At 61.3% G+C, this 25,715-nt stretch carries 20 protein-coding genes; 10 read left to right on the top strand and 10 right to left on the bottom strand.

Translation table 11 applies throughout. The features are described from left to right. Window positions 1-5: 5 nt before the first annotated feature. The 5 genes from ACJ8HB_RS15160 to ACJ8HB_RS15140 form a co-directional block, all read right to left on the bottom strand. Window positions 6-758 (bottom strand): sugar phosphate isomerase/epimerase family protein, encoded by a 753-nt coding sequence (locus ACJ8HB_RS15160; protein ID WP_033636544.1) that lies wholly within the window; start codon window positions 756-758, stop codon window positions 6-8. Between the two features lie 166 nt (window positions 759-924). Further along, window positions 925-1,959, bottom strand: coding sequence for a LacI family DNA-binding transcriptional regulator (locus ACJ8HB_RS15155; protein ID WP_033653960.1), 1,035 nt, complete (start codon window positions 1,957-1,959; stop codon window positions 925-927). Window positions 1,960-2,083: 124 nt separating this feature from the next. Continuing rightward, complete coding sequence (locus ACJ8HB_RS15150) at window positions 2,084-2,746, bottom strand: OmpA family lipoprotein (RefSeq protein ID WP_094860175.1); 663 nt, start codon at window positions 2,744-2,746, stop codon at window positions 2,084-2,086. Window positions 2,747-2,995: 249 nt separating this feature from the next. Then, window positions 2,996-3,448 (bottom strand): N-acetyltransferase, encoded by a 453-nt coding sequence (locus ACJ8HB_RS15145; RefSeq protein ID WP_033649543.1) that lies wholly within the window; start codon window positions 3,446-3,448, stop codon window positions 2,996-2,998. Continuing rightward, entirely contained in the window at window positions 3,445-4,011 is a 567-nt protein-coding gene (locus ACJ8HB_RS15140) for a DNA-3-methyladenine glycosylase I (protein WP_047569936.1), read from the bottom strand. Before ACJ8HB_RS15140 ends, ACJ8HB_RS15145 begins: the two co-directional genes overlap by 4 nt. A gap of 196 nt (window positions 4,012-4,207) precedes the next feature. Here ACJ8HB_RS15140 and ACJ8HB_RS15135 point away from each other — a divergent pair, with 196 nt between their 5' ends. The 7 genes from ACJ8HB_RS15135 (at window position 4,208) to ACJ8HB_RS15105 (ending at window position 15,259) form a co-directional block, all read left to right on the top strand. Continuing rightward, a complete protein-coding gene (locus ACJ8HB_RS15135) occupies window positions 4,208-6,196 on the top strand; it encodes an autotransporter outer membrane beta-barrel domain-containing protein (RefSeq protein WP_094860176.1) in 1,989 nt (662 codons plus the stop codon). Window positions 6,197-6,933: 737 nt separating this feature from the next. Further along, window positions 6,934-7,851, top strand: coding sequence for a glycine--tRNA ligase subunit alpha (gene glyQ, locus ACJ8HB_RS15130; RefSeq protein WP_043140757.1), 918 nt, complete (start codon window positions 6,934-6,936; stop codon window positions 7,849-7,851). Window positions 7,852-7,860: 9 nt separating this feature from the next. Continuing rightward, window positions 7,861-9,930: a glycine--tRNA ligase subunit beta gene (glyS, locus tag ACJ8HB_RS15125; protein WP_033649541.1), complete on the top strand. Its 2,070-nt coding sequence runs from the start codon at window positions 7,861-7,863 to the stop codon at window positions 9,928-9,930. Between the two features lie 297 nt (window positions 9,931-10,227). Beyond that, entirely contained in the window at window positions 10,228-10,947 is a 720-nt protein-coding gene (locus ACJ8HB_RS15120; RefSeq protein WP_047569932.1) for a DUF3053 domain-containing protein, read from the top strand. Window positions 10,948-11,489: 542 nt separating this feature from the next. Beyond that, complete coding sequence (locus ACJ8HB_RS15115) at window positions 11,490-13,409, top strand: PTS mannitol transporter subunit IICBA (RefSeq protein WP_041037303.1); 1,920 nt, start codon at window positions 11,490-11,492, stop codon at window positions 13,407-13,409. Window positions 13,410-13,467: 58 nt separating this feature from the next. Further along, window positions 13,468-14,613, top strand: a complete 1,146-nt coding sequence (mtlD, locus tag ACJ8HB_RS15110) for a mannitol-1-phosphate 5-dehydrogenase (protein ID WP_033653964.1) — start codon at window positions 13,468-13,470, stop codon at window positions 14,611-14,613. Window positions 14,614-14,704: 91 nt separating this feature from the next. After that, window positions 14,705-15,259 carry an MltR family transcriptional regulator gene (locus ACJ8HB_RS15105; protein WP_033638634.1) on the top strand — a complete coding sequence of 185 codons (555 nt, stop codon included), beginning with the start codon at window positions 14,705-14,707 and terminating at the stop codon, window positions 15,257-15,259. Here the strand turns inward: ACJ8HB_RS15105 and ACJ8HB_RS15100 are convergent. Further along, window positions 15,256-15,864 carry a LysE family translocator gene (locus tag ACJ8HB_RS15100; protein WP_033649537.1) on the bottom strand — a complete coding sequence of 203 codons (609 nt, stop codon included), beginning with the start codon at window positions 15,862-15,864 and terminating at the stop codon, window positions 15,256-15,258. The two genes, ACJ8HB_RS15105 and ACJ8HB_RS15100, sit on opposite strands and share 4 nt — an antisense overlap. A 142-nt stretch (window positions 15,865-16,006) precedes the next feature. On the opposite strand from ACJ8HB_RS15100, the gene ACJ8HB_RS15095 reads away from it, so the two are divergent. Next, window positions 16,007-17,473 (top strand): aminotransferase-like domain-containing protein, encoded by a 1,467-nt coding sequence (locus tag ACJ8HB_RS15095; protein ID WP_047569930.1) that lies wholly within the window; start codon window positions 16,007-16,009, stop codon window positions 17,471-17,473. Between the two features lie 73 nt (window positions 17,474-17,546). Further along, window positions 17,547-17,909, top strand: a complete 363-nt coding sequence (locus tag ACJ8HB_RS15090) for a YibL family ribosome-associated protein (RefSeq protein WP_004933989.1) — start codon at window positions 17,547-17,549, stop codon at window positions 17,907-17,909. A gap of 11 nt (window positions 17,910-17,920) precedes the next feature. On the opposite strand, the gene ACJ8HB_RS15085 is transcribed toward ACJ8HB_RS15090, so the two are convergent. The 4 genes from ACJ8HB_RS15085 to sodA form a co-directional block, all read right to left on the bottom strand. Then, complete coding sequence (locus ACJ8HB_RS15085; RefSeq protein ID WP_047569928.1) at window positions 17,921-18,700, bottom strand: class I SAM-dependent methyltransferase; 780 nt, start codon at window positions 18,698-18,700, stop codon at window positions 17,921-17,923. A 101-nt stretch (window positions 18,701-18,801) separates the two neighbouring features. Next, window positions 18,802-19,473 (bottom strand): 6-hydroxyaminopurine reductase, encoded by a 672-nt coding sequence (yiiM, locus tag ACJ8HB_RS15080; RefSeq protein ID WP_033649535.1) that lies wholly within the window; start codon window positions 19,471-19,473, stop codon window positions 18,802-18,804. A gap of 99 nt (window positions 19,474-19,572) precedes the next feature. Beyond that, window positions 19,573-21,501 (bottom strand): methyl-accepting chemotaxis protein, encoded by a 1,929-nt coding sequence (locus ACJ8HB_RS15075; RefSeq protein WP_047569926.1) that lies wholly within the window; start codon window positions 21,499-21,501, stop codon window positions 19,573-19,575. 126 nt (window positions 21,502-21,627) lie between these two features. Further along, the gene (sodA, locus tag ACJ8HB_RS15070; RefSeq protein ID WP_004934003.1) at window positions 21,628-22,248 is read right to left on the bottom strand and encodes a superoxide dismutase [Mn]; all 621 of its coding nucleotides are present in this window, start codon (window positions 22,246-22,248) and stop codon (window positions 21,628-21,630) included. Window positions 22,249-22,663: 415 nt separating this feature from the next. On the opposite strand from sodA, the gene fdnG reads away from it, so the two are divergent. Next, window positions 22,664-25,711, top strand: coding sequence for a formate dehydrogenase-N subunit alpha (gene fdnG, locus ACJ8HB_RS15065; RefSeq protein ID WP_094887892.1), 3,048 nt, complete (start codon window positions 22,664-22,666; stop codon window positions 25,709-25,711). Window positions 25,712-25,715: the final 4 nt, after the last annotated feature.

Here is a 25,715-nt window from a genome sequence, read left to right as displayed (position 1 = left end):
TGGGGTTACTCCGCACGCAAAATATTGACGTAATGACGGGTGACGGCTTCCAGATCATCGCCCTGCAACGGGAATTCGATGCCGCGCGGCGCATCGTGCGGCAGGCGGGCCAGCAGATCGCGCCAGCTGCCGTCGGTATCGTCCAGCGCGACGGCGCGCCAGCCGCGCGGGCCTTGGGTGGCGGCTTTGACGTGCACGTAACCGACGTGGCGGGCCAGGCGTTCGGCGGCGGCGAAAGCGTCTTGCCCCACCCACAGCCAGTTGGCCATATCGAAGGTCATGCTGACCGGCAGGTGGCTATCTTCCGCGGCGTGGAAAAAGGCGTTCAGCATCGACAAAATGCCGCAGTCCGGCGTCTGATCGTTTTCGACCACCAGTTTGACCGGGTGCTGCTCCAGCGCCACTTTCAGCTCGGTAAAATCAAAACCGGGGCGGAAATGGCCGAGGGACAGTTTCAGCTGGCGCGCGTTCAGCGCCTGCGCTTCCGCCAGCAGCGCCGCCAGGTTGGGGTTCAGCGTATGTTGCGGGGTAAACAGCGCCTCAGGGGCGGAGTAGACGGCGAACAGCTGTTGGCGCTCAATCTCTTGCGCCAGGGCCGGCAGGCTGTCCAATTCGCCGGCGGCGAACAGTTCGCGGCGGATTTCCACCCCGTCGGCGCCTGCTCCGGCGATGATGGGTAACAGCGCGCGCTGGCCGCCGTATTGTTTGACGGTATCGGTGCCGTAGGCGCCGGTGACCACGATGATTTCTGTTTTCATTTTGACTCCTGAGGCGGCATTGTCGCCGCCGCTGCTGTTACCGGTACGTTAAATGGAACCGGTTCCAGCGAAAAGCGACAGAGTGTAAAAATATGATCGCAATCACGAAGCTGAGCAAAAAACAGCCGATGAGGGCGGGGCGGGCAACGGCCCCGAAGAAGGCGGGTTAGCGGGTGGTGGAGCCGCGGACGATCAGCTCGCCGGAGAACATCTGCTCGCCGCTGGGGGCTGCCAGGCCCTGAATGCGCTGCACCAGCCGCTCCAGCGCCGCGTGCCCCATTTGGTAGGTGGGCTGTTTCAGCGTGGTGATGCCGACGCCCGCCAGCTCCGCCCACTCCAGCTCGTCGAAGCCCAGCAGGCCGATGTCGTTGCCCCACTGGATGCCGAGCCGGCGCATGGCGCGCGCCACCTGCAGCGTCAGGGCGCCGTTGGCGGAGATCACCGCCTTGCGCATGCCGCGATGGCGGCCGCTGAAATCGCTCAGCACCTGCTCCAGCTTCTGCCGATCGTTGAGCGGCGTTTCGGCCTGCTCCGCCGACAGCGTGGGGTGCTGCGCCATGGTATGTCTGAAAGCGTGCAGGCGCTCGAGACGGGTATTGACCGTACCGAGCGGCTCGCTGAGGAACAAAATCGCTTCGAAACCTTGTTGCAGCAGGTGTTCGGTAGCGACGGTGGCGGCTTCGCGGTTGTTCAGGCCCACCACGTCGCAGGCGAAATCGGGGATTTTGCGGTCGATCAGCACCATCGGCAGCATCGACTGCTGCAGCGTGGATAACGCTTCCTCGCGCATGCCGACCGCGTTGACCACGATGCCCTCCACCCGGTAACTGCTGAGCAGCTGCAGGTAGTGCTGTTCCTGATTGACTTCGTTGTTGGTGTTACACACCAGCAGGGTAAAGCCGTGCTGGCGGCAGGCAGCCTCGATGCCGCGCATCACGTCCACCGAATAGGGGTTGGTGATATCGGCGAGGATCAGGCCGATCAGGCGGGTCTGGCCGCCCTTCAGGCTGCGCGCCATCTGGCTTGGCCGGTAGTCGAGCTGCTGGATCGCCTGTTCGATGCGCTGTTTGAGATCGTCGGAAAGCAGGTGCTGTTCACCATTCAGATAGCGCGACACGCTGGTCTTGCCGGTTTTGGCGATGCTGGCCACATCGCTGATGGTGGCGCGTCCTGAGGCGCGCGTTGCCTTGCCTGTGCTCACAGCCGATCCCTCCTGCGGTTAATTGCCAAGGAGACTACCATACCCGATGTGCGGGCGGGAGTGTTGAAGGGTAAGGAGAAAGTCGCAGGGAGGCGGCGGGGCGCCGGTGGCGCCCCGCACGGGATTACTGCAGCGGGCTGAGGGTGATCTCGACGCGGCGGTTTTGCGCCTTGCCTTCCGCGGTGCTGTTGGAGGCGATCGGGTTGTCCGGACAGGCACCGGTGGTGCGGATACGGTTCGCCGCCACGCCCTGGGTGATCAGCGCGCTGGCTACGCCGTCGGCGCGCTGCTGCGACAGGTTCATGTTGAGCGAGCGGGAGCCGGTGCTGTCGGTGTAGCCGACAACGTTGACCGCGGTTTTCGGATACTCTTTCAGCACCATGGCGACGCCGGTCAGGGTGTTGGCGCCCGCCGGTTTCAGCGTGGCGCTGCTGCTGTCGAAGGTCACGTTGTTCGGCATGTTCAGCACGATGTTGTCGCCCTGGCGGGTGACGCTGACGCCGGTGCCTTTCATCTTGTCGCGCAGTTTGGCTTCCTGCACGTCCATGTAATAGCCAGCGCCGCCGCCGAGGGCTGCACCGGCCGCTGCGCCGATCAGCGCGCCCTTGCCGCGATCTTTCTTGGAAGAGGACAGCACGCCGACGCCGGCGCCCAGTGCGGCCCCGAGGCCCGCGCCGATGCCGGATTTACCGGCTTCGGATTCGCCGGTGTAAGGGTTGGTGGTACAGGCCGACAGCGCGAGCGTGAGGCTCACGGCGCCGGCAATAATTGCAATGCGTTTTTTCATGTTCTTGTCCTTAATGGCATCAGAATCTGTACGCGCCGGCCCAAAGCGGGGACGCAAAAAAAAGTGGGTGACGCAGGGAGCTCGCGTCGCCGCGCTACCTATGACGCGCGGTTTCGCCGGCAGTTCCGGAGAAAAACGTGACAAATGATGAGCGCGGGTAAGTGCTGGGGGAGTTATGCGGTAAAACGCCGGGCGGCGCTATGCAGCGGATTCTTAATTGTGCGCATCCGGAGTGCAGATGCGCCTTTTTTAAGCATAACGGGTTGAATTTTCGACTGCCGGCCAGTTCATGATCAGCGTATAGGCCTGGGTTTCATCATTGAACAGGCGCTGCGTCACCTGAAAACCGTGCCTGTGGTAGAACGCGCAGGCGCGCAGGTTCTGCTGGTACACCTCCAGGCTGAGCCGGCGGTAGCGCTGCTGCACGTGCGTCATCAGCGCCTGGGCGACGCCGCGGCCGTGAAACGCCCGCTCGACAAACAGCGCGCCGATGAACTGCTCGTCCAGCACGCTGATAAAGCCGACGATCTCGTCGTCATGCCAGCAGGCCCAGCTTTGCGCGCGCGGCAGGTAGTTTTCACGCACCAGCGCGGCGCTCTCACGCCAGTATTTTTCCGCCACGAACGGATGAGCGGCGATGGTGCTGGGCAGCCACAGCGCCATCAGCCGGTCGATATCCTCCGGGCCACAGGGGCGGATCACCGTGGCTTTGGGTAGCACATGCATCCCGTGAGATGATCGTTCACCAGCCCGCTGGCCTGCATGAAGGCGTAACAAACGGTGGAGCCGATAAACTTGAAGCCGCGTTTTTTCAGCGCCTTGGACATGGCGTCGGACTGCTCGGTTTTGGCCGGCACCTGGTTCAGCGCCTGCCAGCGGTTGAGCTGCGGCCGGCCGCCGACGAAGTCCCAAATGAAGGTAACGAAATTCTCGCCCGCCGCCTCCATCGCCAGATAGGCTTTGGCGTTGGTGATGATGGCTTCTATCTTGCCGCGGTGGCGGATGATGCCGCTGTCCTGCAGCAGGTTTTCCACGTCTTGTTCGGTCATGGCGGCGACCCGCTGCGGATCGAAACCGTGGAAAGCGCGGCGGTAGTTCTCGCGCTTTTTCAGCACGGTGATCCAGGAAAGGCCGGCCTGCTGCCCCTCGAGGCACAGCATTTCAAACAGCTCGCGCGCGTCGGTGGTGGGCGCTCCCCATTCCTGGTCGTGATACTTGAGATACAACGGATCGGCCGTCACCCAACCGCAACGTTCGTCTGCCATCCTGACTGTCCTTATGCTGTATTTATGAACAGTAATCATCGCTCGAAGCGCCGAACTTGGCAAGCCTCTGATTGTTTTGTCATCAGCCCGCTTGACGTGACGAAAAAGCCGACAATAGTTACTACATGGCCGGTGGAAAACCGGCCAACGATAAAAACGACATTGCCTTTATTTGCAGGCTCTCAGGAGTCGATTCATGCCTCTAAAAATAACGTGCATGCCCCGCCCGGCGGCGCTTGCAGTGGCGTTGCTTTGCAGTGTGACCCTTCCGGCTCAGGCGTACGATCAACTCTACGTCTTTGGCGATAGCCTGAGCGATACCGGCAACAACGGCCGGTTCACCTATGACGGTAACCAGCACCTGCTGTACGACGAAGCGTTGGCGCAACGCATCGGGGCGGCGCTGGTGGCTTCGGACAACGGCGGTGAGAACTACGCCGCCGGAGGCGCCGTGGCGGTGCCGGGCCTGAACTCGGCCGATAACACCCAGGATCAGGTGCAGCGCTATCTGAACCGGGTCAACGGCCAGGCCGACGGCGACGGTTTGTACGTTCATTGGATCGGCGGCAACGATCTGGCGGCGGCGGCATTAAATGCCGCTACCGCGCCCGGCGTGGCCTATAACAGCGCCGCCGCGGCAGCCGCGCAGGTGCATTCGCTGCTGAACGCCGGCGCCGGCACGGTGATCGTGCCGACGGTGCCGAACATCGGCTCCACGCCGCAGCTGATGGAATTGATCATTCAACAGGCGCTGTCGCCGGTGCAGGGGGCGGCGATCCAGGCGGCCTATGCCACGCTTAATTCGGTGGCGACGCCGGACAACGCTTCACGCACGCAGGCGATCCACGCGGCGTTGGCCGCCGCGGCGAAGCAGGGCAGCGCCATTCCTCAGGTGCAGCAGGCGATCGCCACGCAGCTTATCGCGGCGTATGACAGCCTGAGCGCGCAGGCCGCCCAGCTGACCGATTTCTATAATCAAAGTGAAGACCGTTTGCTGGCGCAGGGCGGCGGCAATATCGTGCGGGTGGACGTCAACAAGCTGTTCGCCGAAGCGATCGCCAATCCGGCGCAGTTCGGCTTCGCCAACACCGCCGGCATGGCTTGCCCGCCGGGCGTTTCCTCGGCGGTCTGCAGCTCCGATATGCCCGGCTTCGACGCCGGCCAGTCCTATCTGTTCTCCGACCATTTCCACCCGAGCCCGCAGGCGCACCTGCTGATTGCGGATTATATCCAGGCGGTGTTGGATGGCCCGGCGCAGGTGGTGGCGCTGAATCAGGCGACGGCGGCGATGGCGCGCGACAGCCGCGCCACGCTCGACAGCCGCTTCCAGCAGCTGCGCCACGGCGAAAACCCGCAGGGTTCGCTGGGCGTGTTCGGCGGTTACGCCGGCCAGCACTATGACTATGCCGATAACCGGGCGGCGGGGGACGGCAACGCCACCACCCACAACCTGACCGTCGGGGTGGACTATCAGCTGACCGACGGCTGGCTGATCGGCGCGTTGATCGCCGGTTCCAACGACGATCAACATCCTTCAAGCCGCTTTGATTACAAGGCGCGCGGGCTGCTGCTGTCGGCTTTCAGTTCACTGGCGATATTCGAGCAGGGCTGGGTCAACGCCGATTTGCACTATGCGACGATGGATTATGACGACATCCGCCGCAGCCTGCGGCTGGGGCCGCTGACGCGCACCGAAACCGGTTCGACCACCGGCAGGCAGTGGGGCGCGCGCGTGACCGCCGGCTATGACTTCCCGATCGCTTCTTACCTGACCACCGGGCCGGTGGCGCAGTTCGCCTGGGATTACAGCCGCGTTTCCGGCTACAGCGAAGATGGCGATGACAGCACCGCCATGCGCTTCAACGATCAAACCTACCACTCGCAGATCGGCGCGTTGGGCTGGCGGCTGGATACGCAATTCGGCGTGTTTAACCCTTATGCGGAAGTGAGTTATCAGCACCAGTTCGGCGACGACGTCTACCGCGCCGGCGGCGGCCTGAAATCGACGCAAACCTCGTTCACCCGCGACAGTGCGGGCCAGGACAAAAACTGGGTGGATGTCACGTTGGGGGCCAACATGCCGTTGACGGACAGGGTATCGGCCTTCGCCACCGTCTCGCAAACCGGCGGGCTGAGCAGCGGCGAGCAGTTTATGTATAACGTCGGCGTCAGCGCGCGTTTTTGAATTGGCCATCGGCGCGTTCAAGGGCGCAGGATCAGGATAAGCCATAAGGTCTGATAAGGGATTTATGCGAAAGGCGGCCTGGGGGGAATTATGCGGGCCGCAGTGACGTTGGCGGAAATACAAAAAAAAACTGATCCTATGAAAGGATCAGGTAGCCACTTGGCCAACACCAGGGAAAATTTTATTTATTATTGTATAACCAAAGATTAACTGTCAATTTGTTTCTGTGGCCCGTTAGCGCCGTATTTCATCCATGGCCATTCCTTCCATACCCAACGCGTCGGCACGCCGCGCGATATCGCCTTATTTTTCACGATATAAGAAATAATCTGGCACTTGATCACATTATCTCTCGATGAAGGGAGTTTTTTAGTTGATAAAATTAACAAAAATAACATTGGTGCAACTTTATCTCGTGGGAAATATAAGGATATACGCACGTAAATCAGCTTAAATTTGGTCGATGAAGAGGGAAATATCGTTCAGCCAATTGACTATTTAAACGGCGGTGAGTGATATTTTTGTTAAGTGGCTCTAATGTGTATGCCGGGTATGTCTTTCTGAACGGCAAGGTAACCGGCCGGCGTGTTGTCCTTCCCGCTGTGCCCGCCGCGGGAAAATCCAGCGCTTCTCGCCCCGATTCGCACTTGTTGCCGGATTCTGGCTGTATATCTTACGGTCAAAGGGTATACTGGCGCATTCCATCTAAATCCACTTGTATCGCGTGCGAATTCAACATGCAAAAGTTTGATACCAAGACCTTCCAGGGCCTGATCCTGACACTGCAGGATTATTGGGCGCGCCAGGGCTGCACCATCGTTCAACCATTGGACATGGAAGTCGGCGCGGGAACCTCACACCCGATGACGTGCCTGCGCGCACTGGGGCCGGAGCCGATGGCTACCGCCTATGTGCAGCCATCCCGTCGCCCGACCGACGGCCGCTACGGTGAAAACCCGAACCGTCTGCAGCACTACTACCAGTTCCAGGTGGTGATTAAGCCATCGCCGGACAACATTCAGGAACTCTACCTGGGCTCGCTGAAAGAGCTGGGTCTGGATCCGACCATCCACGATATTCGCTTCGTGGAAGACAACTGGGAAAACCCGACGCTCGGCGCCTGGGGCCTGGGTTGGGAAGTGTGGCTGAACGGCATGGAAGTGACGCAGTTCACCTACTTCCAGCAGGTCGGCGGCCTGGAGTGCAAGCCGGTCACCGGCGAGATCACCTACGGTCTGGAGCGTCTGGCGATGTACATCCAGGGCGTGGACAGCGTATATGATCTGGTGTGGAGCAACGGTCCGCTGGGCGTCACCACCTACGGCGACGTGTTCCACCAGAACGAAGTGGAGCAGTCCACCTACAACTTCGAATACGCCGATGTCGACTTCCTGTTCTCCTGCTTCGAGCAGTACGAGAAAGAAGCCCAATCGCTGCTGGCGCTGGAAAAACCGCTGCCGCTGCCGGCCTACGAACGCATCCTGAAGGCGGGCCATACCTTCAACCTGCTGGACGCGCGCAAGGCGATTTCGGTGACCGAGCGTCAACGCTACATTCTGCGCATCCGCACGCTGACCAAAGCCGTTGCCGAAGCCTACTACGCTTCCCGCGAAGCGCTGGGCTTCCCGATGTGCAACAAGAAGAACGAGAACTAAGAGGCAGCCATGACTCAACAGACTTTCCTGGTGGAAATCGGCACGGAAGAGCTGCCGCCGAAGGCTCTTCGTTCCCTGGCGGAATCTTTCGCCGCCAACTTCACCGCCGAGCTGGACAACGCCGGCCTGGAACACGGTGACGTGAGCTGGTTCGCCGCACCGCGCCGTCTGGCGCTGAAAGTGGCCAACCTGAGCGCGGCGCAGGCCGATCGCGAAATTGAAAAACGCGGCCCGGCGATCGCCCAGGCGTTCGACGCCGAAGGCAAACCGAGCAAAGCGGCCGAAGGCTGGGCGCGCGGCTGCGGCATCACCGTCGATCAGGCTGAACGCCTGGTGACCGACAAGGGCGAGTGGTTGATGTACCGCGCCCACGTCAAAGGCCAGTCGGCGCAGGCGCTGCTGGCCGGCATGGTCAGCACCGCGCTGGCTAAACTGCCGATTCCGAAACTGATGCGTTGGGGCGACTCCGACGTGCAGTTCGTGCGTCCGGTGCACACCGTCACGATGCTGCTGGGCGCCGATCTGATCCCGGGCACCGTGCTGGGTATCGACTCTGCGCGCACCGTGCGCGGCCACCGCTTCATGGGCGAAGCCGAGTTCACCCTCGACAACGCCGACCAATACCCGCAGATCCTGCTGGAGCGCGGCAAAGTGGTCGCCGATTATGAAGCGCGTAAAGCCCTCATCAAGCGCGACGCCGAGCTGGCGGCGCAGAAGATTGGCGGCAAGGCCGATCTGAGCGACAGCCTGCTGGAAGAAGTGGCCTCGCTGGTGGAATGGCCGGTGGTGCTGACCGCCAAATTCGAAGAGAAATTCCTGGCGGTGCCGGCGGAAGCGCTGGTGTACACCATGAAGGGCGACCAGAAGTATTTCCCGGTGTACGACGCCGCGGGCAAACTGCTGCCGAACTTTATCTTCGTGGCCAACATCGAGTCGAAAGACCCGCAGCAGATCATCTCCGGTAACGAGAAAGTGGTGCGTCCGCGTCTGGCCGACGCCGAGTTCTTCTTCAACACCGACCGCAAGAAACGCCTGGAAGACAACCTGCCGCGCCTGGAAACCGTGCTGTTCCAACAGCAGCTGGGCACCCTGCGCGACAAGACCGACCGCATTCAGGCGCTGGCGGGCTGGGTTGCCGGCCAGATCGGCGCCGACGTCAACCACGCCACCCGCGCGGGCCTGCTGTCGAAGTGCGACCTGATGACCAACATGGTGTTCGAATTCACCGACACCCAGGGCGTGATGGGCATGCACTACGCGCGCCACGACGGTGAGGCGGAAGACGTCGCCGTTGCGCTGAACGAGCAGTATCAGCCGCGCTACGCCGGCGATGCGCTGCCGCAGTCGCTGGTAGCCTGTTCCCTGGCGATCGCCGACAAGATGGACACCCTGGCCGGCATCTTCGGCATCGGGCAGCATCCGAAAGGCGATAAAGACCCGTTCGCGCTGCGCCGCGCCGCGCTGGGCGTATTGCGCATCATCGTCGAGAAAAACCTGCCGCTGGATCTGCAGACCCTGACCGAAGAGGCCGTGCGCCTGTACGGCAGCAAGCTGACCAACGCCAAGGTGGTCGACGAGGTGGTGGAATTCATGCTGGGCCGCTTCCGCGCCTGGTATCAGGAAGAAGGCCACGCTGTCGATACCATTCAGGCGGTGCTGGCGCGCCGTCCGACCAAGCCGGCCGACTTCGACGCGCGCGTCAAGGCGGTCTCCCACTTCCGTACGCTGGAAGCGGCGGCGGCGCTGGCTGCGGCCAACAAACGCGTCTCCAATATTCTGGCCAAGTCTACCGAAACGCTGAACGACAGCGTGCGCGCCTCGGTGCTGAAGGATGCAGCGGAAATTCAGTTGGCGACTCACCTGGTGGTGCTGCGCGACAAGCTGCAGCCGTACTTCGCGGCGGGCAACTACCAGGAAGCGCTGGTGGAACTGGCTGCGCTGCGTGAGCCGGTGGATGCGTTCTTCGACAACGTGATGGTCATGGCGGACGATGCGGAAGTGCGCGTGAACCGTCTGACGCTGTTGAGCAAGCTGCGCGAACTGTTCCTGCAGGTGGCGGATATCTCCGTGCTGCAGTAAGCGGTCTCTCTGCTGTGAAAAGGCGCCTGCGGGCGCCTTTTTTTATTTCCGTTTCCTGGGTGCGAAGGCAAGGTCGCCTGGCGACTTGGGGAAATTGAAGCGTCCGGTCGCCGACGACAATGAACCTCAGTGCGTTTTGCGCACGATTTTCAACCGCATCCGGCCGGGGCAATGCTCACCGCAAGCGGAATCGCGTATCGGAATGCCGCCAGTTGATCTATTCTTATAGGCGCACGGAGTGCGGAAAAAGGGGCGGAGTCCAATGAAAAAGCAGGTTTATAACAGGAGTTATGTCACATGGCGGTAGGGATCCAGAGCAGAGGTTTCGCGCGTTGGTTGGCACCGGTATTGGCATTGTTGGTGGTCATGCAATTGACCGCCTGCGGCGATAAAGAGCCGGAACAGCGCAAAGCATTTATCGATTACTTACAGAATACCGTGATGCGCAGCGGGGCGAACATCCCCACGCTGAGCGAAGACCAGAAGCAGAAGTTCGGCAACTATGCCGGCGATTACGCGATTTTGGTCGGCTTTTCGCAGCAGCTGTCCAAGTCGGTCGGCGCCAGCCTGACGCCGGCGCTGGATCAGATTAACCAGATCCGCACCGCGCAGGACTACCTGAACAAACGCGACGCGCTGCAGCAATCGGTCGGCGCGTTGAACCTGCTGGGCCAGCAGATCCAGTCCGCTAAATCGCAGGCGGATACCGCCCGCGTGGCGCTGAAGCAGCCCGACGATCTGAAGGCGGTGTACAACCAGGCCTATGACAAGATCGTTACCGCACCGGCCAACGCCTTGATGCCGGCGATCCCGACCACCGCCGGCTTCGTGCAGGATCTGGTGCAGGTTGGCGATTTCCTGCAGAGCCAGGGCAACCAGGTCAGTTTCAACAACAACGGCGTGCAGTTCCGCACCGCGCAGCAGGTGGCGCAGTACAACACCATGATGTCGAATCTGGTGGCCAAGCAGCAGAACCTGCTGAATGCGCAGAAAGCCGTTCAAAGCGTGACGCAATAACGCACCGCATGCACGACATACGGGCCGGCATTGCCGGCCCGTTTTATTTCCCCTCAGCGTTTCCAATAGCTTGCTGGTTTATTGCGCAGGCTTCTGTACTACACTTCAATTAATCCATTCATTCGGCAATGTAGTTTTCTTTCATTCATCACTTCGCTAGTTCCCGGCGGGATGAATGCTCACAGGGATGATCAAACAGAGCGTCGCGATCGGCGCCGCAGTTGAAAATAAATTGTGATGCTTATCACAATTTAAAAACAAACTATCAATTTAAAAATGTGATCAACATCGCTTTATTATGGGTTTTCAGGCGATTTTTTTCTCACTGTGCTTTTTTTACACGCCATAAGTGTGATCTTTATCACTATAAAGGGTGGTTTGTTGGGGTGTTGTATGTGATTTGTGTCACAAAAAATCCGTGAAGTTCGCGTGACAAAAACAGCGTGATAGAGTCCGTTTCGCATACAGCGGCAACACGGCTGGATCGTCACAACAATAATCACGCGCTCTATTGTCAGCGCGTAACAATAGGGGTGTGTTTTATGTTTTCACCAGACATCAAGGTTAAAGTACAAAACTTTGGCCGCTTCCTGAGCAACATGGTGATGCCCAACATCGGCGCCTTTATCGCCTGGGGGATTATCACCGCGCTATTCATTCCAACCGGCTGGCTGCCGAATGAAACCTTAGCCAAGCTGGTCGGCCCGATGATCACCTACCTGCTGCCATTGCTGATCGGTTATACCGGCGGGCGGCTGGTGGGCGGCGAGCGCGGCGGTGTGGTCGGCGCTATCACCACCATGGGCGTCATCGTCGGCGCCGACATGCCGATGTTCCTCGGCTCGATGATCGCCGGTCCGCTGGGCGGCTGGGCTATCAAGCACTTTGACCGCTGGGTGGACGGCAAGATCAAAAGCGGTTTTGAAATGCTGGTGAACAACTTCTCCGCCGGCATCATCGGCATGCTGCTGGCGATCCTGGCTTTCCTGGGCATCGGGCCGCTGGTGGAGGTGCTCTCCAAGCTGCTGGCGGCGGGCGTGCACGTGATGGTGAAGAACAACCTGCTGCCACTGGCGTCCATCTTCGTTGAACCGGCGAAAATCCTGTTCCTGAACAACGCCATCAACCACGGCATCTTCTCGCCGCTGGGTATCCAGCAGGCCACGGAAGTCGGCAAGTCGGTATTCTTCCTGATCGAAGCCAACCCAGGCCCGGGCATGGGCGTACTGATGGCCTACATGTTCTTCGGTCGCGGCAGCGCCAAGCAATCCGCCGGCGGTGCGGCAATCATTCACTTCCTGGGTGGCATCCACGAAATCTACTTCCCTTACGTGCTGATGAACCCACGCCTGCTGCTGGCGGTGATCCTGGGTGGCATGACCGGCGTCTTCACCCTGACGATGCTGAACGGCGGCCTGGTTTCTCCGGCTTCTCCGGGTTCGATCCTGGCAGTGCTGGCGATGACCCCGAAAGGCGCCTACTTCGCCAACATTGCGGCGGTGTGCGCAGCCTTTGCCGTTTCCTTCGTGGTGTCCGCTTTCCTGCTGAAAACCTCCAAGGTGAAAGAGGATGACGATCTGGAAGCCGCGACCCGTCGCATGCAAGAGATGAAATCGCAGTCCAAAGGCGGCGCGGCGACGCCGGCATCGGTCGACGGCGATCTGAGCACCGTGCGCAAAATCATCGTCGCCTGCGATGCGGGCATGGGTTCCAGCGCCATGGGCGCCGGGGTGCTGCGCAAGAAAGTGGCCGACGCCGGGCTGAAGAACATCTCGGTGACCAACAGCGCCATCAACAGCCTGCCGGACGATGTTGATCTGGTGATCACCCACCGCGATCTGACCGAGCGTGCGATGCGCCACGCGCCGCAGGCCCAGCACATCTCGCTGACCAACTTCCTCGACAGCAAGCTGTACAGCGATTTGGTCGACCGTTTGCTGGCGGCCAACAAAACCAGCGACAACCAGCAGAAGGTACTGGGCGCGCTGGACGACAGCTTCGAAGCCGGTGAATCGAACCTGTTCAAGCTGAGCGAGAGCAACGTGTTCCTTAACCTGCAGGCCAGCGACAAAGAGCAGGCGATCCGCTTCGCCGGCGAGCAGCTGGTGAAAGGCGGCTACGTCGAGGCGGAGTACGTGCCGGCGATGCTGGAGCGCGAGAAACTCACCTCCACCTACCTGGGCGAGTCGATCGCCGTGCCGCACGGCACCATTGAGGCCAAAGACCGGGTGCTGCGCACCGGCGTGGTGTTCTGCCAGTACCCGCAGGGCGTGCGCTTCGGCGAGGAAGAGGATGAAGTGGCCCGTCTGGTGATCGGCATCGCCGCGCGCAACAACGAGCATATTCAGGTGATCACCAGCCTGACCAACGCGCTGGATGACGAGAGCGTGATCGAGCGGCTGGCGAATACCACCAGCGTGCAGGAAGTGCTGGACCTGCTCGGCGGCAAAAAAGCCGGATAACGGAATCATTTTAAAGGGTGCAGCTTGCTGCACCCTTCGACATTAAGAAGGTAGAGTTATGAAAGCATTACATTTTGGCGCAGGGAACATCGGCCGCGGTTTTATCGGCAAGCTGCTGGCGGACGCCGGGGTTGAGCTGACCTTCGCCGACGTCAATCAAACGGTGCTGGATCTGTTGAACAGCCGTAAAAGTTATCAGGTGCACGTGGTGGGCGAGCAAGAACGCGTGGAGAGCGTCAACAACGTCAGCGCCGTCAACAGCGGCAGCGAGGCGGCGGTGGCGCTGATCGCCGAGGCGGATCTGGTGACCACCGCCGTTGGCCCGCAAATTCTCGGCAAAATCGCCGGCACGATCGCCAAAGGGCTGGTGCTGCGTCATCAGCAGGGCAATGAGCAGCCGCTGAACATCATCGCCTGCGAGAATATGGTGCGCGGCACCAGCCAGCTGAAGCAGCATGTGCTCGCCGCGCTGCCGCAGGACGAGCAGGCATGGGTTGAGCAGCACGTCGGCTTCGTCGATTCGGCGGTCGACCGCATCGTGCCGCCGGCGGACAGCAGCGATCCGCTGGAAGTGACGGTGGAAACCTTCAGCGAATGGATCGTCGATCAGACCCAGTTCAAAGGCCAGCCTCCGGCGATCGCCGGCATGGAGCTGACCGACAACCTGATGGCGTTCGTCGAGCGCAAGCTGTTCACCCTCAATACCGGCCACGCCATCACCGCCTACCTTGGCCAACGGGCCGGGCTGCAAACCATTCGCGACGCCATTCTCGACCCGGCGATCCGCCGCGTGGTGAAAGGAGCGATGGAAGAGAGCGGTGCGGTGCTGATCAAGCGCTACGGCTTCGACGCCGACAAGCACGCCGCCTACATCAACAAAATCCTCGGCCGCTTCGAAAACCCGTATCTGCACGACGACGTCGAGCGCGTGGGGCGCCAGCCGCTGCGCAAACTGAGCGCCGGCGATCGCCTGATCAAACCGCTGCTGGGCACGCTGGAATACGGCCTGCCGCACGCCAACCTGATCCAGGGCATCGCCGCCGCCATGAGCTACCGCAGCGAACAGGATCCGCAGGCGCAGGAGTTGGCGGAATTGCTGAACACGCTCGGGCCGAAAGCCGCGCTGGCGCAAATTTCCGGCCTGCCGGCGGAAAGCGAGGTTGTAGAAGAGGCCGTTGCTGTGTATAACGCCATGCACAAGTAGAATCGTGATGATGAACACCCGAGCGCAGCTTGCTGCGCTCCTGCAATCCGAGTTCGACATCGACGGCCCTCCCCACGCCTTTCGAAAAGCGATGATGGAAGAAGCACAGGCATTTGAAAATCAGGTTCTGGAAAAGCTGAACGCGGGCAAAACGGTGCGCAGTTTCCTGATCGCGGCGGTAGAGCTGCTGGCGGAAGCGCTCAACGTGCTGGTGGTGCAGGTATTCCGCAAGGACGACTATGCGGTGAAATATGCCGTCGAACCGCTATTGTCCGGCAGCGGCCCGCTGGGGGAGCTGTCGGTGCGCCTGAAGCTGATGTATGGGCTGGGGGTGATCTCCCGCCACGAATATGAAGACGCCGAGCTGCTGATGGCGATGCGCGAAGAGCTGAATCACGACGGTGCGGAATACCGCTTCGTCGACGACGAAATCCTCGGGCCGTTTGGCGAGCTGCACTGCGTGGCCGCGCTGCCGCCGGCGCCGACCTTCCTGCAGCCGGGCGAAGCGGATGAAGCGCTGATCGCCATGCAGCGTCAGCGCTATCAGCAGATGGTGCGCTCCACCATGGTGCTGTCCATTACCGATCTGATCGCCGGCATCGGCGCCAAACAACCTTCCCGACTCTCTCCTCTCGGCCGCGGCTAAGCAAAGGCCGCGCGCCACTCGTCGAACAGCAACCACAGCGCGGTGGCGGCCATCAGGCCGGACATGACGCCGTTAAACGCGCGCAGCTTCCAGGCGACCTGGAGCGCGTTGCGCAACCGGTCGCCCAGCACCGCCCACAGCAGCACACAGGGTAAATTCAGCACGACGAAACCTGCGATGACGCTCAGCGTATGGAAGAAGGTGGCGCCTTCGCGCGGGGTGAACAGGATCGCCACGTTGATCACCATCAGCCAGGCCTTGGGGTTGACCGCCTGAAACAGCGCGCCGTTGAGGAAACTCATTGGCCTCACCTGCTCTTTGGCGTCCGGCGAGGCCGCCTTGAACAGTTTCCATGACAGCCACAGCAGGTAGGCGCAACCGATCACCGCCAGCGGGAAGCGGATGACGCCGGCCCAACTGAGCGCCAGCGCCAGCAGCGGGATAATGATAGCCAACTGCACCGCGCAGCCGGCGCCGATGCCGAACAGCATCGGCAGGGTGCGGCGCAGGCCGAAGTTGACGCCCGACGAGGCCAGCAGCAGGTTGTTGGGGCCGGGGGTAATCGACATGACGGTGACGTAGCTGACAAAGGCGGAGTCCAGCATGGCAGGTTCCTTGAAAATGACGGTAATAACGAGAGGATCAGCATAATCGCTGCGATGGGGTGGTGACAGAACCACAAATTGGATATTGTTATGGTTACAGTTGTGCAAAATGTAAACTGTACCCATTGCCTGGAGAGAAACTGTGACCCTGCTCGATGAAACCCCGGATACCCGTTACCTGCAGCTGGCGGATACGCTGGCCGAGGCCATTCGCCGCGGCACGCTGCTGCCCGGCGACCGCGTGCCTTCGGTGCGGCGCTGTGCGCAAACCCATCGCGTCAGCATTAATACCGTGGTGTCGGCTTACCGCACGCTGGAGGATCGCGGGCTGATCGAAGCGCGGCCACAATCGGGGTTTTATGTCCGCAGCACGCTGCCGGCGCTGAAGATGGCCTCGGCGCCCAGCGGCCGCATCGAGCCGCCGGCGGACGACGTGCTGGCGCTGATCGATACCGTGTTCGCCGCCCAGCAGAATCCGGCCTTCACCAACATTGCGCTGGCCTGCCCGCAGACCAGCGATTTTTATCCCGGCGGCAAGCTGGGGCGCATGCTGTCCTCTCAGCTGCGCCGTCAACCGGATCTGATCGGACAGTATTCGTTGCCGCCCGGCAGCCTGCGGCTGCGTCAGCAGATCGCCCGCCGTTCGATGACGCTGGGCATGCTGCTGGAGCCGGGCGACGTGGTGCTGACCCACGGCTGCATGGAGGCGTTGCAGCTGGCGCTGCGCGTCACCACCAAACCGGGCGACTGCGTCGGGCTGGAGTCACCGACCTACTTCTACCTGCTGCCGCTGCTGGCCAGCCTGGGGCTGAAAGCGCTGGAAATCCCCACCGATCCGCAGCTGGGGCTGTCGCTGGACGCGCTGGAGCTGCTATTGAACGAGAAACGGCTGAACGCGGTGATTGCCATGCCGACGGTGCAAAACCCGCTGGGCTGCACTATGCCGCTGGCGGCGAAAAAGCGGCTGGCGCGGCTGATGAACGATCATCAGGTGCCGTTGATTGAAGACGGGCTGTATGCCGAGATCCAGTTCGGCGGCGCGCTGTCGCCGGCGGTGAAGGCGTTCGATCGTGACGGCTGGGTGCTGTTTTGCTCCAGCTTCACCAAAACGCTGGCGCCGGATTTTCGCGTCGGCTGGATCTGCGGCGGCCGCTTTCACGAGGCGTTGCGCAAGCTGAAGGCGGTGTCGTCGATGTCCGAGTCGCAGCTGCTGTCGGAAACGCTGGCGACCTTCCTGGAGAGCGGCGGTTACGATCACCATTTGCGCAACCTGCGCAAGCGCTATGCGGCGCAGGTAGACGAGGCGCGGGCGCTGATCGCCCGGCATTTCCCGCGCGGCACGCTGGCCACGCAGCCGGCGGGCGGCTTCGTGTTTTGGGTCGAATTCCCTCCCGGCGTGGACAGCGTGGCGCTGTTCCACCAACTGCTGGAAGAGCAGATCTGTTTGACGCCGGGCACCCTGTATTCCCCCAGCGGGCGCTACCGCAACGCGCTGCGGCTCTCCTGTTGCTACCCGTTCAACGCGCGCTACACCCAGGCGTTGGCCCGGCTCGGCGCCAGGGCCTGCGAGATGAGCGGCCTGCCGCCCGGCATTGCGCAGGACGGGTAACGGCGCGCGCCTTTTGCTACAATGCCGGTATCATTGATTAGCGTGCCATTTTGGGCACAACGGGCCAGAGACCATGAAAGAGAAAGAAAAGGCAGAGATCAAGCGCCTGAGCGACCTGCTGGACGCCTTGAACCACAAAGACGCCACCGTGATCCAACAGGGCAACCCTGAGTTGATTGCGCAGCACACCAAAGAGAAAGAGAAGCTGGCGACGGAGATCGAGCGCCTGAAAAACGTGCGCGGCGAGAAGCTGAGCGCCGAAGCGCAGAAGCTGAGCAAGCTGCCGTTCAGCCGCGAAATCACCAAGAAAGAGCAGGCCGACATGGGCGCGCTGAAGAAAAGCGCGCGCGGGCTGATCGTGGTGCATCCAATGACCGCGCTGGGCCGCGAGATGGGCCTGAAAGCGGTCACCGGTTACGCCAAGAAAGCGTTCTGAACCCCCGGGCGTCAGGCCTTGGTGGTGAAATACGCCTTGGTCTGATAGGGCACGGTGACCGTGTCCTGGCCCCGTAGCTCCTCTTCTTCCGCCACCAGCTGGCGCAATTGATCGATAACCTGCTCCTGTTGCGGCTGCGGCAGCGCGGCGATAAAGCTGGTTGAACGCACCCGGTTGTAGATCACGTCCTCCACCGCGCCGCGGTGGCTCAACATAAAGACCTGCTCCTGCAGCGGTTCAAAGCCTTTGAACGGGAAGAGCTTGCGCCATTCGCCGGTATAGAAACGCGGCGCATCGCCTTCGTGGCGATCGACGATCTGATTCAGTTTACGCACCCAGCCGACGCGCACATCGCGCATGTTCCACACCAGACCGAGTTTGCCGCCGGGTTTGAGAATGCGCCGGATCTCCGCCAGCGCCTGCGGCGTGGCGAACCAGTGGAAGGATTGGGCGCACACTACCGCATCGACCGACTCGTCCGGCAACGGGATCGCCTCGGCGGTGCCCGCCAGCGTTTTCACCTGCGGCAGCGCCGCCGACAGTTTTTCCAGCATTTGCGGCACCGGTTCGACGGCGATCGCCTGAGCGCCGGTTTCCAGCAGGCGCGGGGTGAACTTGCCGGTGCCGGCGCCGAGATCGATGACCGTCATGCCGGCGTGCAGGCCGATAGTCTCGCGCAGCCAGGCGGCGATTTCCGGCGGATAATCCGGCCGGCCTTTCATATAGCGATCGGCATTGGCCTGATAGCCCTCGGCGGCGGCGTGATGAATCGAATGGGTCGGGGTGGTCATTACCTTGCTCCTGGCTGAAAAACACGCGGCTACAGTATAGGCGGAAGAACAGGGTTAACGCGGCATTCGGCGCACGTTTTTCATCTTTTCCGCCCGCGCTTTCAACGGCCGAGCAGGCGGCGGTTGAAGTCCTCAAGGTGCCCTTCGGCAAGCCGCGTGAGCATGGTCTTGCTCCAGCTGGCGGAGAGGCCGGCGACCGCCAACAGGCGGCGATACTGTTCCGCGTCGAACGGCATATGCCAGGCGATGGCGATGGCTTCGGCCACCGACACGTCGCTGTTGCGCGCCGCCAGCGCCAGCGGACGATCGCCGCTGACCGCGCCCGGCGACACCACCCGATACAGCCAGCCGCAGCGGCCGCTTTGCTGCATCAGCACCGAAATGTCCTCGATGGCGAAGTGATAATTGAGCTTGAAGCACGGCGAGCGCGGCTGAGTGACCTGGATCAGCGCCTCGCCCCAGCGGAAAATGTCGCCCATAAACACATTGTGTTCGGTCAGCCCTTCGGTGGAGATATTCTCGCCGAAGGCCGGGGCGCAAAATTGCTCGGCCTGCGCCGGAAACTGCGCGCGCCAGTGGGCGTAATGCTCGCGCGGGTAGTGGCACAGCGCGCGGTCCGGCCCGCCGTGGTAGCTTTTTTCCGCCTGCTCGTCGCCTTCCAGGCCGAGCGGCGTGAGCCGGATGGCGCCATCCACCTGGCGTTTGGCGATGGCGCTGGGGCGCCCGCCTTCATAGGGTTGGATGCTGCCGATGTAAACGTCTGGGTGATGCATGTGCGCCTCCGTGTCTCGCGTCGAAGGCTCAGCATAGCCTGAGTTGCGCCGGGGGGACATAACAACCCGCCCGAAAATCCTCGGGCGGGCGGCGGGGCGTCAGAAAGTGGTCCAGTTCTCTTCCGCGGCGGCGTTGGCGGCTGCGGGTTTTACCGCCGGCGCTTTCGGCGCGGCGGCTTTCACGGCGGCGGGTTCAGTCTGCTCCGCCAAACGGAACACCGAGACGCTCTGCAGCAGCATGTCGGCCTGTTCTTCCAGCGAATCGGCGGCGGCGGCGGACTCTTCCACCAGCGCGGCGTTCTGCTGGGTGGTGTGGTCCATCTCGACGATCGCCTGGCCAATCTGGGCGATGCCGCGTGTCTGCTCATCGGAAGCGGCGGCGATTTCAGCCATGATGTCGCGCACGTGGGTGACCGAGCGGACGATCTGTTCCATGGTGTTGCCGGTGCTTTCCACCAGCTCGGTGCCGGTTTTCACCCGGCTGACCGATTCGGCGATCAGCCCTTCGATCTCCTTGGCCGCCTGGGCGCTGCGGCTCGCCAGGCTGCGCACTTCGCTGGCGACCACCGAGAAGCCGCGGCCCTGTTCGCCGGCGCGCGCCGCTTCCACCGCGGCGTTGAGCGCCAGGATATTGGTTTGGAAGGCAATACCGTTGATCAGGGTGGTAATTTCGGCGATGCGCTGCGAACTGCTGGAAATATCGCGCATGGTGCTGACTACGTTTTCCACCAGCTTGCCGCCCTGCTGCGCGGTCTGCGAGGCGTCGGTGGCCAGCTGATTGGCGTGATGGGCGTTGTCGGCGTTCTGTTTCACCGTGGCGGTCAGCTGTTCCATGCTGGCGGCGGTTTCCTCGACCGCCGCCGCCTGCTGTTCGGTGCGTGAGGAGAGGTCGGTGTTGCCGGCGGCAATTTCCGCCGAGGCGGTGGAGACCTGGCTGACCCCCATCTGGATCTTCTCAATCATGGTGCGCAGGTTTTGGCTCATCGCCGCCACCGCGTTCAGCAACTGCCCCAGCTCGTCGCGGCGGGTGCTGGTCTGCGCCTGGCGCAGGTCGCCGCTGGCGATGCGTTCCGCCATGGCCAGCGTGCTGTGCAGCGGACGGGTGATCTGCAGGGTGATGCGCCAGGCGATAAGCACCCCGGCGATGATGGCGATCAGCGTGGTGATGCCCATCTGCAGCTGCGCCAGATTGATATCATTGTGGGTCTGCGCCAGCTCGTCCTGCATAAAGGCGTTCACCAGCATGCCGATCGCCTGCGCGCGTTCGCCGAGCCGCCGGCTGATCTGCTGCTCGTGCTCATAGGCAGGCAGGTAGGCCGCGATGCGGTTTTTGTAATCGTCCAGCGCGGCCAGCAGCGGTTGCAGCTGCGGGCGCTGCGCGTCGCTGACCCGGCGGCTCAAGGCACTGGCCGCGTCGCGCGCATCGTCGATGGCCGCCATCAGCGGGGCTTCGGTTTCCTTGTTCAGGCTCAGCAGCAGGCCGCGCGCGCCGTAGCGCACCTGGGTCAGCTTCTGGTTCAGCTGGATGAAGGCCAACTGCAGATCGCCGTTGGTCAGCTGGCGCTCCACCTGGCTCAGGCTGGCCTGCACTTCCGACATGTTCCAGCTCTGGCGCACCGCGTCTTTCGCCGTGACCGCCTGTTCAAACTCTTTTTGCTGCTGCTGATATTCCCCGATCAGCGTCACCAGACGCTGCAGATCCTTGCGGCTTTGGGCGTCCCAGTCCAGCGCCTGCCCGTGATCTATCAGTTTGACGGCGTTTTCAATATTGGCGCGGTTGTTCTGAATATACTCCGGCCGGTAGGTTTGGCCGTACATGGCGCGGTTGTATTTGGCCTGGTTGATCTCTTCGTTCAGCCGGTTGCTGAAGTCGATGCGATCGGCGCGTGATTCGATGATATGCAGATATTGCGCCCCGGTGCCGGCGATGATGACCGCCAACAGCAGCAACAGTGCGAAGCCGAGACCGAGCTTTTTACCTACGGTGAGATGAGTGAACTTTCCTGCCAATGCTTGCAATGCCGCCATAGCGTTTTTTCCTTCTCCGGGCGAACGTCAATTGAACAAACCATCGGCAAGACGTGGTCAAACTTTAGCGGATTTCAGGCAAAAAAATACCCGCCGGTGGCGGGCATCTTCATCAACGGGGGCGAATTACTTCTTCGCGGCGAAGCGTGCGGCGGCTTCATCCCAGTTGACCACGTTCCAGAACGCCTTGATGTAGTCAGGACGTTTGTTCTGATATTTCAGGTAGTAAGCGTGTTCCCACACGTCCAAGCCGATGATTGGGAAACCGGAAGCGCCGGCGACCGCTTCGCCCATCAGCGGGCTGTCCTGGTTAGCGGTAGACACCACGGCCAGTTTGCCGTCTTTCAGCACCAGCCAAGCCCAACCGGAACCGAAGCGGGTGGCAGCGGCTTTCTCGAACTCTTCCTGGAATTTCTCAACGCTGCCGAAATCGCGCTCGATGGCCGCTTTCAGATCGCCGCCCAGCGTGGTGCCGGTTTTCAGGTTTTTCCAGAAGAAGCTGTGGTTGGCGTGGCCGCCGGCGTTGTTGCGCATGAAGGTGCGTTTGTCGGCAGGCACTTTATCCAGATCCTGGATCAGCTCTTCAACGCTGTATTTGGCCAGCTCAGGGTAGGCTTCCAGCACGGTGTTGGCGTTGTTGACGTAGGTCTGATGGTGTTTGGTGTGATGGATTTCCATCGTCTGCTTGTCGAAATGCGGTTCCAGTGCGTCGTAAGCGTACGGCAGGGATGGCAGTGAATAACTCATAATCATCATCTCCAGTGGTGTATGGGCGGCGCAAAGCGTGAGCACCGCGTAAGCAGTCGGATCATTATAGTTAATTAAATGATATTGAAAATGATTATCAATGCCCTGTGAACTGTGTGGTTAACGATCAAATCGCTGCGCTAACCTACTGATAGAAGAAGGGGCGGATGGCTGCGTGAAGCCGTCGCCCCGGCGCGCGGGTTACTCTCTATACTGTAGGGAGCGCCAACGCCGAAATGTATCGAAATGTGCCAAAGCGTTCACTGAATGAGCACGAGTGTGTAACAACCACAAGCACGCTGTGGTAATATGGCCGGCGTTCGTAGCAAGCATAACAACAGTGACATTCGCGTTTGCCGCGCTAGCGGGCAGGCGCCTTTGAACAATGTGACAATCGAGAGTAAAGGAGACCCCCATGCAGGTCAGCAGAAGGCAGTTCTTTAAGATCTGCGCTGGCGGTATGGCAGGAACGACGGTGGCCGCGCTGGGCTTTGCCCCCGAAGTGGCGTTGGCGGAAACCCGGCAGTACAAACTGCTGCGCGCCCGCGAGACCCGTAATACCTGTACGTATTGTTCCGTCGGCTGTGGGCTGTTGATGTACAGCCTTGGTGATGGCGCCAAAAACGCCAAAGAAAGCATTTTCCATATCGAAGGGGATCCGGATCATCCGGTAAACCGCGGCGCGCTTTGCCCGAAAGGCGCCGGCCTGGTTGACTTCATCCACAGCGAAAGCCGCCTCAAGTACCCGGAATACCGGGCGCCAGGATCGGACAAATGGCAACGCATCAGCTGGGACGACGCCTTTACCCGCATCGCCAAGCTGGTGAAAGAAGACCGCGACGCCAACTTCATCAAAACCAACGACCAGGGCGTTACCGTCAACCGTTGGCTGACCACCGGCATGCTGTGCGCCTCGGCCGCCAGCAACGAAACCGGTTTTCTGTCGCAAAAATTTAGTCGCGCTCTCGGCATGCTTGCCGTAGACAACCAGGCGCGTGTCTGACACGGACCAACGGTAGCAAGTCTTGCTCCAACATTTGGTCGCGGTGCGATGACCAACCACTGGGTTGATATCAAGAACGCGAATTTGATTATCGTCATGGGCGGTAATGCGGCGGAAGCGCATCCGGTGGGGTTCCGCTGGGCGATGGAAGCCAAAATACACAACAATGCCAAGCTGATCGTGATCGATCCGCGCTTTACCCGAACCGCATCGGTGGCGGACTTCTACACGCCGATCCGCTCCGGGACCGACATCGCTTTCCTGTCGGGCGTGTTGCTGTATCTGATGACCAACAACAAGTTCAACCGCGAGTACGTCGAGGCCTACACCAACGCCAGCCTGCTGGTGCGGGAAGATTTTGCCTTCGAAGACGGCTTGTTCAGCGGCTACGACGCGGAAAACCGCAAGTACGACAAAACCACCTGGAACTACCAGTTCGACGAGAACGGCTTCGCCAAGCGCGACGTCACGCTGCAGGATCCGCGCTGCGTGTGGAACATGCTGAAACAGCACGTGAGCCGCTACACGCCTGACGTGGTGACCAACATCTGCGGCACGCCGAAGGACGATTTCCTCAAGGTGTGCGAATACATCGCCGAAACCTGCGTCGCGGATAAAACCGCTTCGTTCCTGTACGCCCTGGGCTGGACTCAGCACTCGGTCGGCGCGCAGAACATCCGCACCATGGCGATGATCCAACTGCTGCTCGGCAACATGGGCATGGCGGGCGGCGGCGTCAACGCGCTGCGCGGCCACTCCAACATTCAGGGTCTGACCGATCTCGGCCTGCTGTCGCAGAGCCTGCCGGGCTACCTGACGCTGCCGTCGGAGAAACAGACCGATCTCGACACCTACCTGAAGGCCAACACGCCGAAGGCGCTGCTGCCGGGCCAGGTGAACTACTGGGGTAACTACCCGAAATTCTTCGTCAGCATGATGAAGACCTTCTACGGCGACAAGGCGCAGAAGGATAACAGCTGGGGCTTTGACTGGTTGCCGAAGTGGGACAAAGGCTACGACGTGCTGCAGTACTTCGAGATGATGGCGCAGGGCAAGGTCAACGGCTACTTCTGCCAGGGCTTTAACCCGGTGGCGTCGTTCCCGAACAAAAACAAGGTGGTGGCTTCGCTGTCCAAGCTGAAGTTCCTGGTGACCATCGATCCGTTGAACACCGAGACCTCCAACTTCTGGCAGAACCACGGCGAGTTCAACGAGGTGGATCCTGCGCAGATCCAGACCGAAGTGTTCCGCCTGCCGTCCACCTGCTTCGCCGAAGAGAACGGCTCGATCGTCAACTCCGGCCGCTGGCTGCAGTGGCACTGGAAAGGCGCGGACGCCCCGGGCGAAGCGCTGAACGACGGCGAGATCCTGGCGGGCATCTTCAGCCGCCTGCGCGAGATGTATGCGCGCGACGGCGGTGCGGTGCCGGAACAGGTGCTGAACATGACCTGGGACTACCTGACGCCGGACAACCCGGCGCCGGAAGAGGTGGCGCAGGAAAACAACGGCAAGGCGCTGGCGGATCTGCTGGATGCCGACGGCAAGGTGCTGGTGAAAAAAGGCGAGCTGCTCAGCTCGTTCGCGCAGCTGCGCGACGACGGCACCACCGCCAGCGGCTGCTGGATCTTCGCCGGCAGCTGGACGCCGGCCGGCAACCAGATGGCGCGGCGCGACAACGCCGATCCGTCCGGCCTCGGCAATACGCTGGGCTGGGCCTGGGCATGGCCGCTCAACCGCCGCATCCTGTATAACCGCGCCTCGGCGGACCCGCAGGGAAAACCGTGGGATCCGAAACGCCAACTGCTGGAGTGGGACGGCGCCAAGTGGGTCGGGGCCGATATCCCGGACTACAGCACCGCCGCACCGGGCAGCGACGTCGGGCCGTTCATCATGCAGCCGGAAGGCATGGGCCGCCTGTTCGCCACCGACAAGATGGCGGAAGGGCCGTTCCCTGAACACTACGAGCCGTTCGAAACGCCGCTCGGCACCAACCCGCTGCACCCGAACGTGGTGTCCAACCCGGCGGCGCGCGTGTTCAAGGACGATCTGGCGGCGATGGGCAAATCCGACAAGTTCCCGTACGTCGGCACCACCTATCGTCTGACCGAGCACTTCCACTACTGGACCAAGCACGCGTTGCTGAACGCCATCGCGCAGCCTGAGCAGTTTGTGGAGATCGGCGAGAAGCTGGCGGAGAAAAAAGGCATCAAGCACGGCGATACCGTGAAGGTCAGCTCCAACCGCGGCTACATCAAGGCCAAGGCGGTGGTGACCAAGCGTATTCGCACGCTGCAGGTGCACGGCCAGGAAGTCGACACCATCGGCATCCCGATCCACTGGGGTTACGAAGGGGTGGCGAAGAAAGGCTTTATCGCCAACACGCTGACGCCGTTCGTCGGCGACGCCAATACGCAAACGCCGGAGTTCAAGGCGTTCCTGGTCAACGTGGAAAAGGTGTAACGGA

This window comes from Serratia sp. CY27727, assembly GCF_052169275.1.
GTDB classification, from domain to species: domain Bacteria; phylum Pseudomonadota; class Gammaproteobacteria; order Enterobacterales; family Enterobacteriaceae; genus Serratia; species Serratia sarumanii.
Note: the sequence above shows the minus strand (reverse complement) of the source record. Positions and strands in the feature narration are given on the sequence as shown.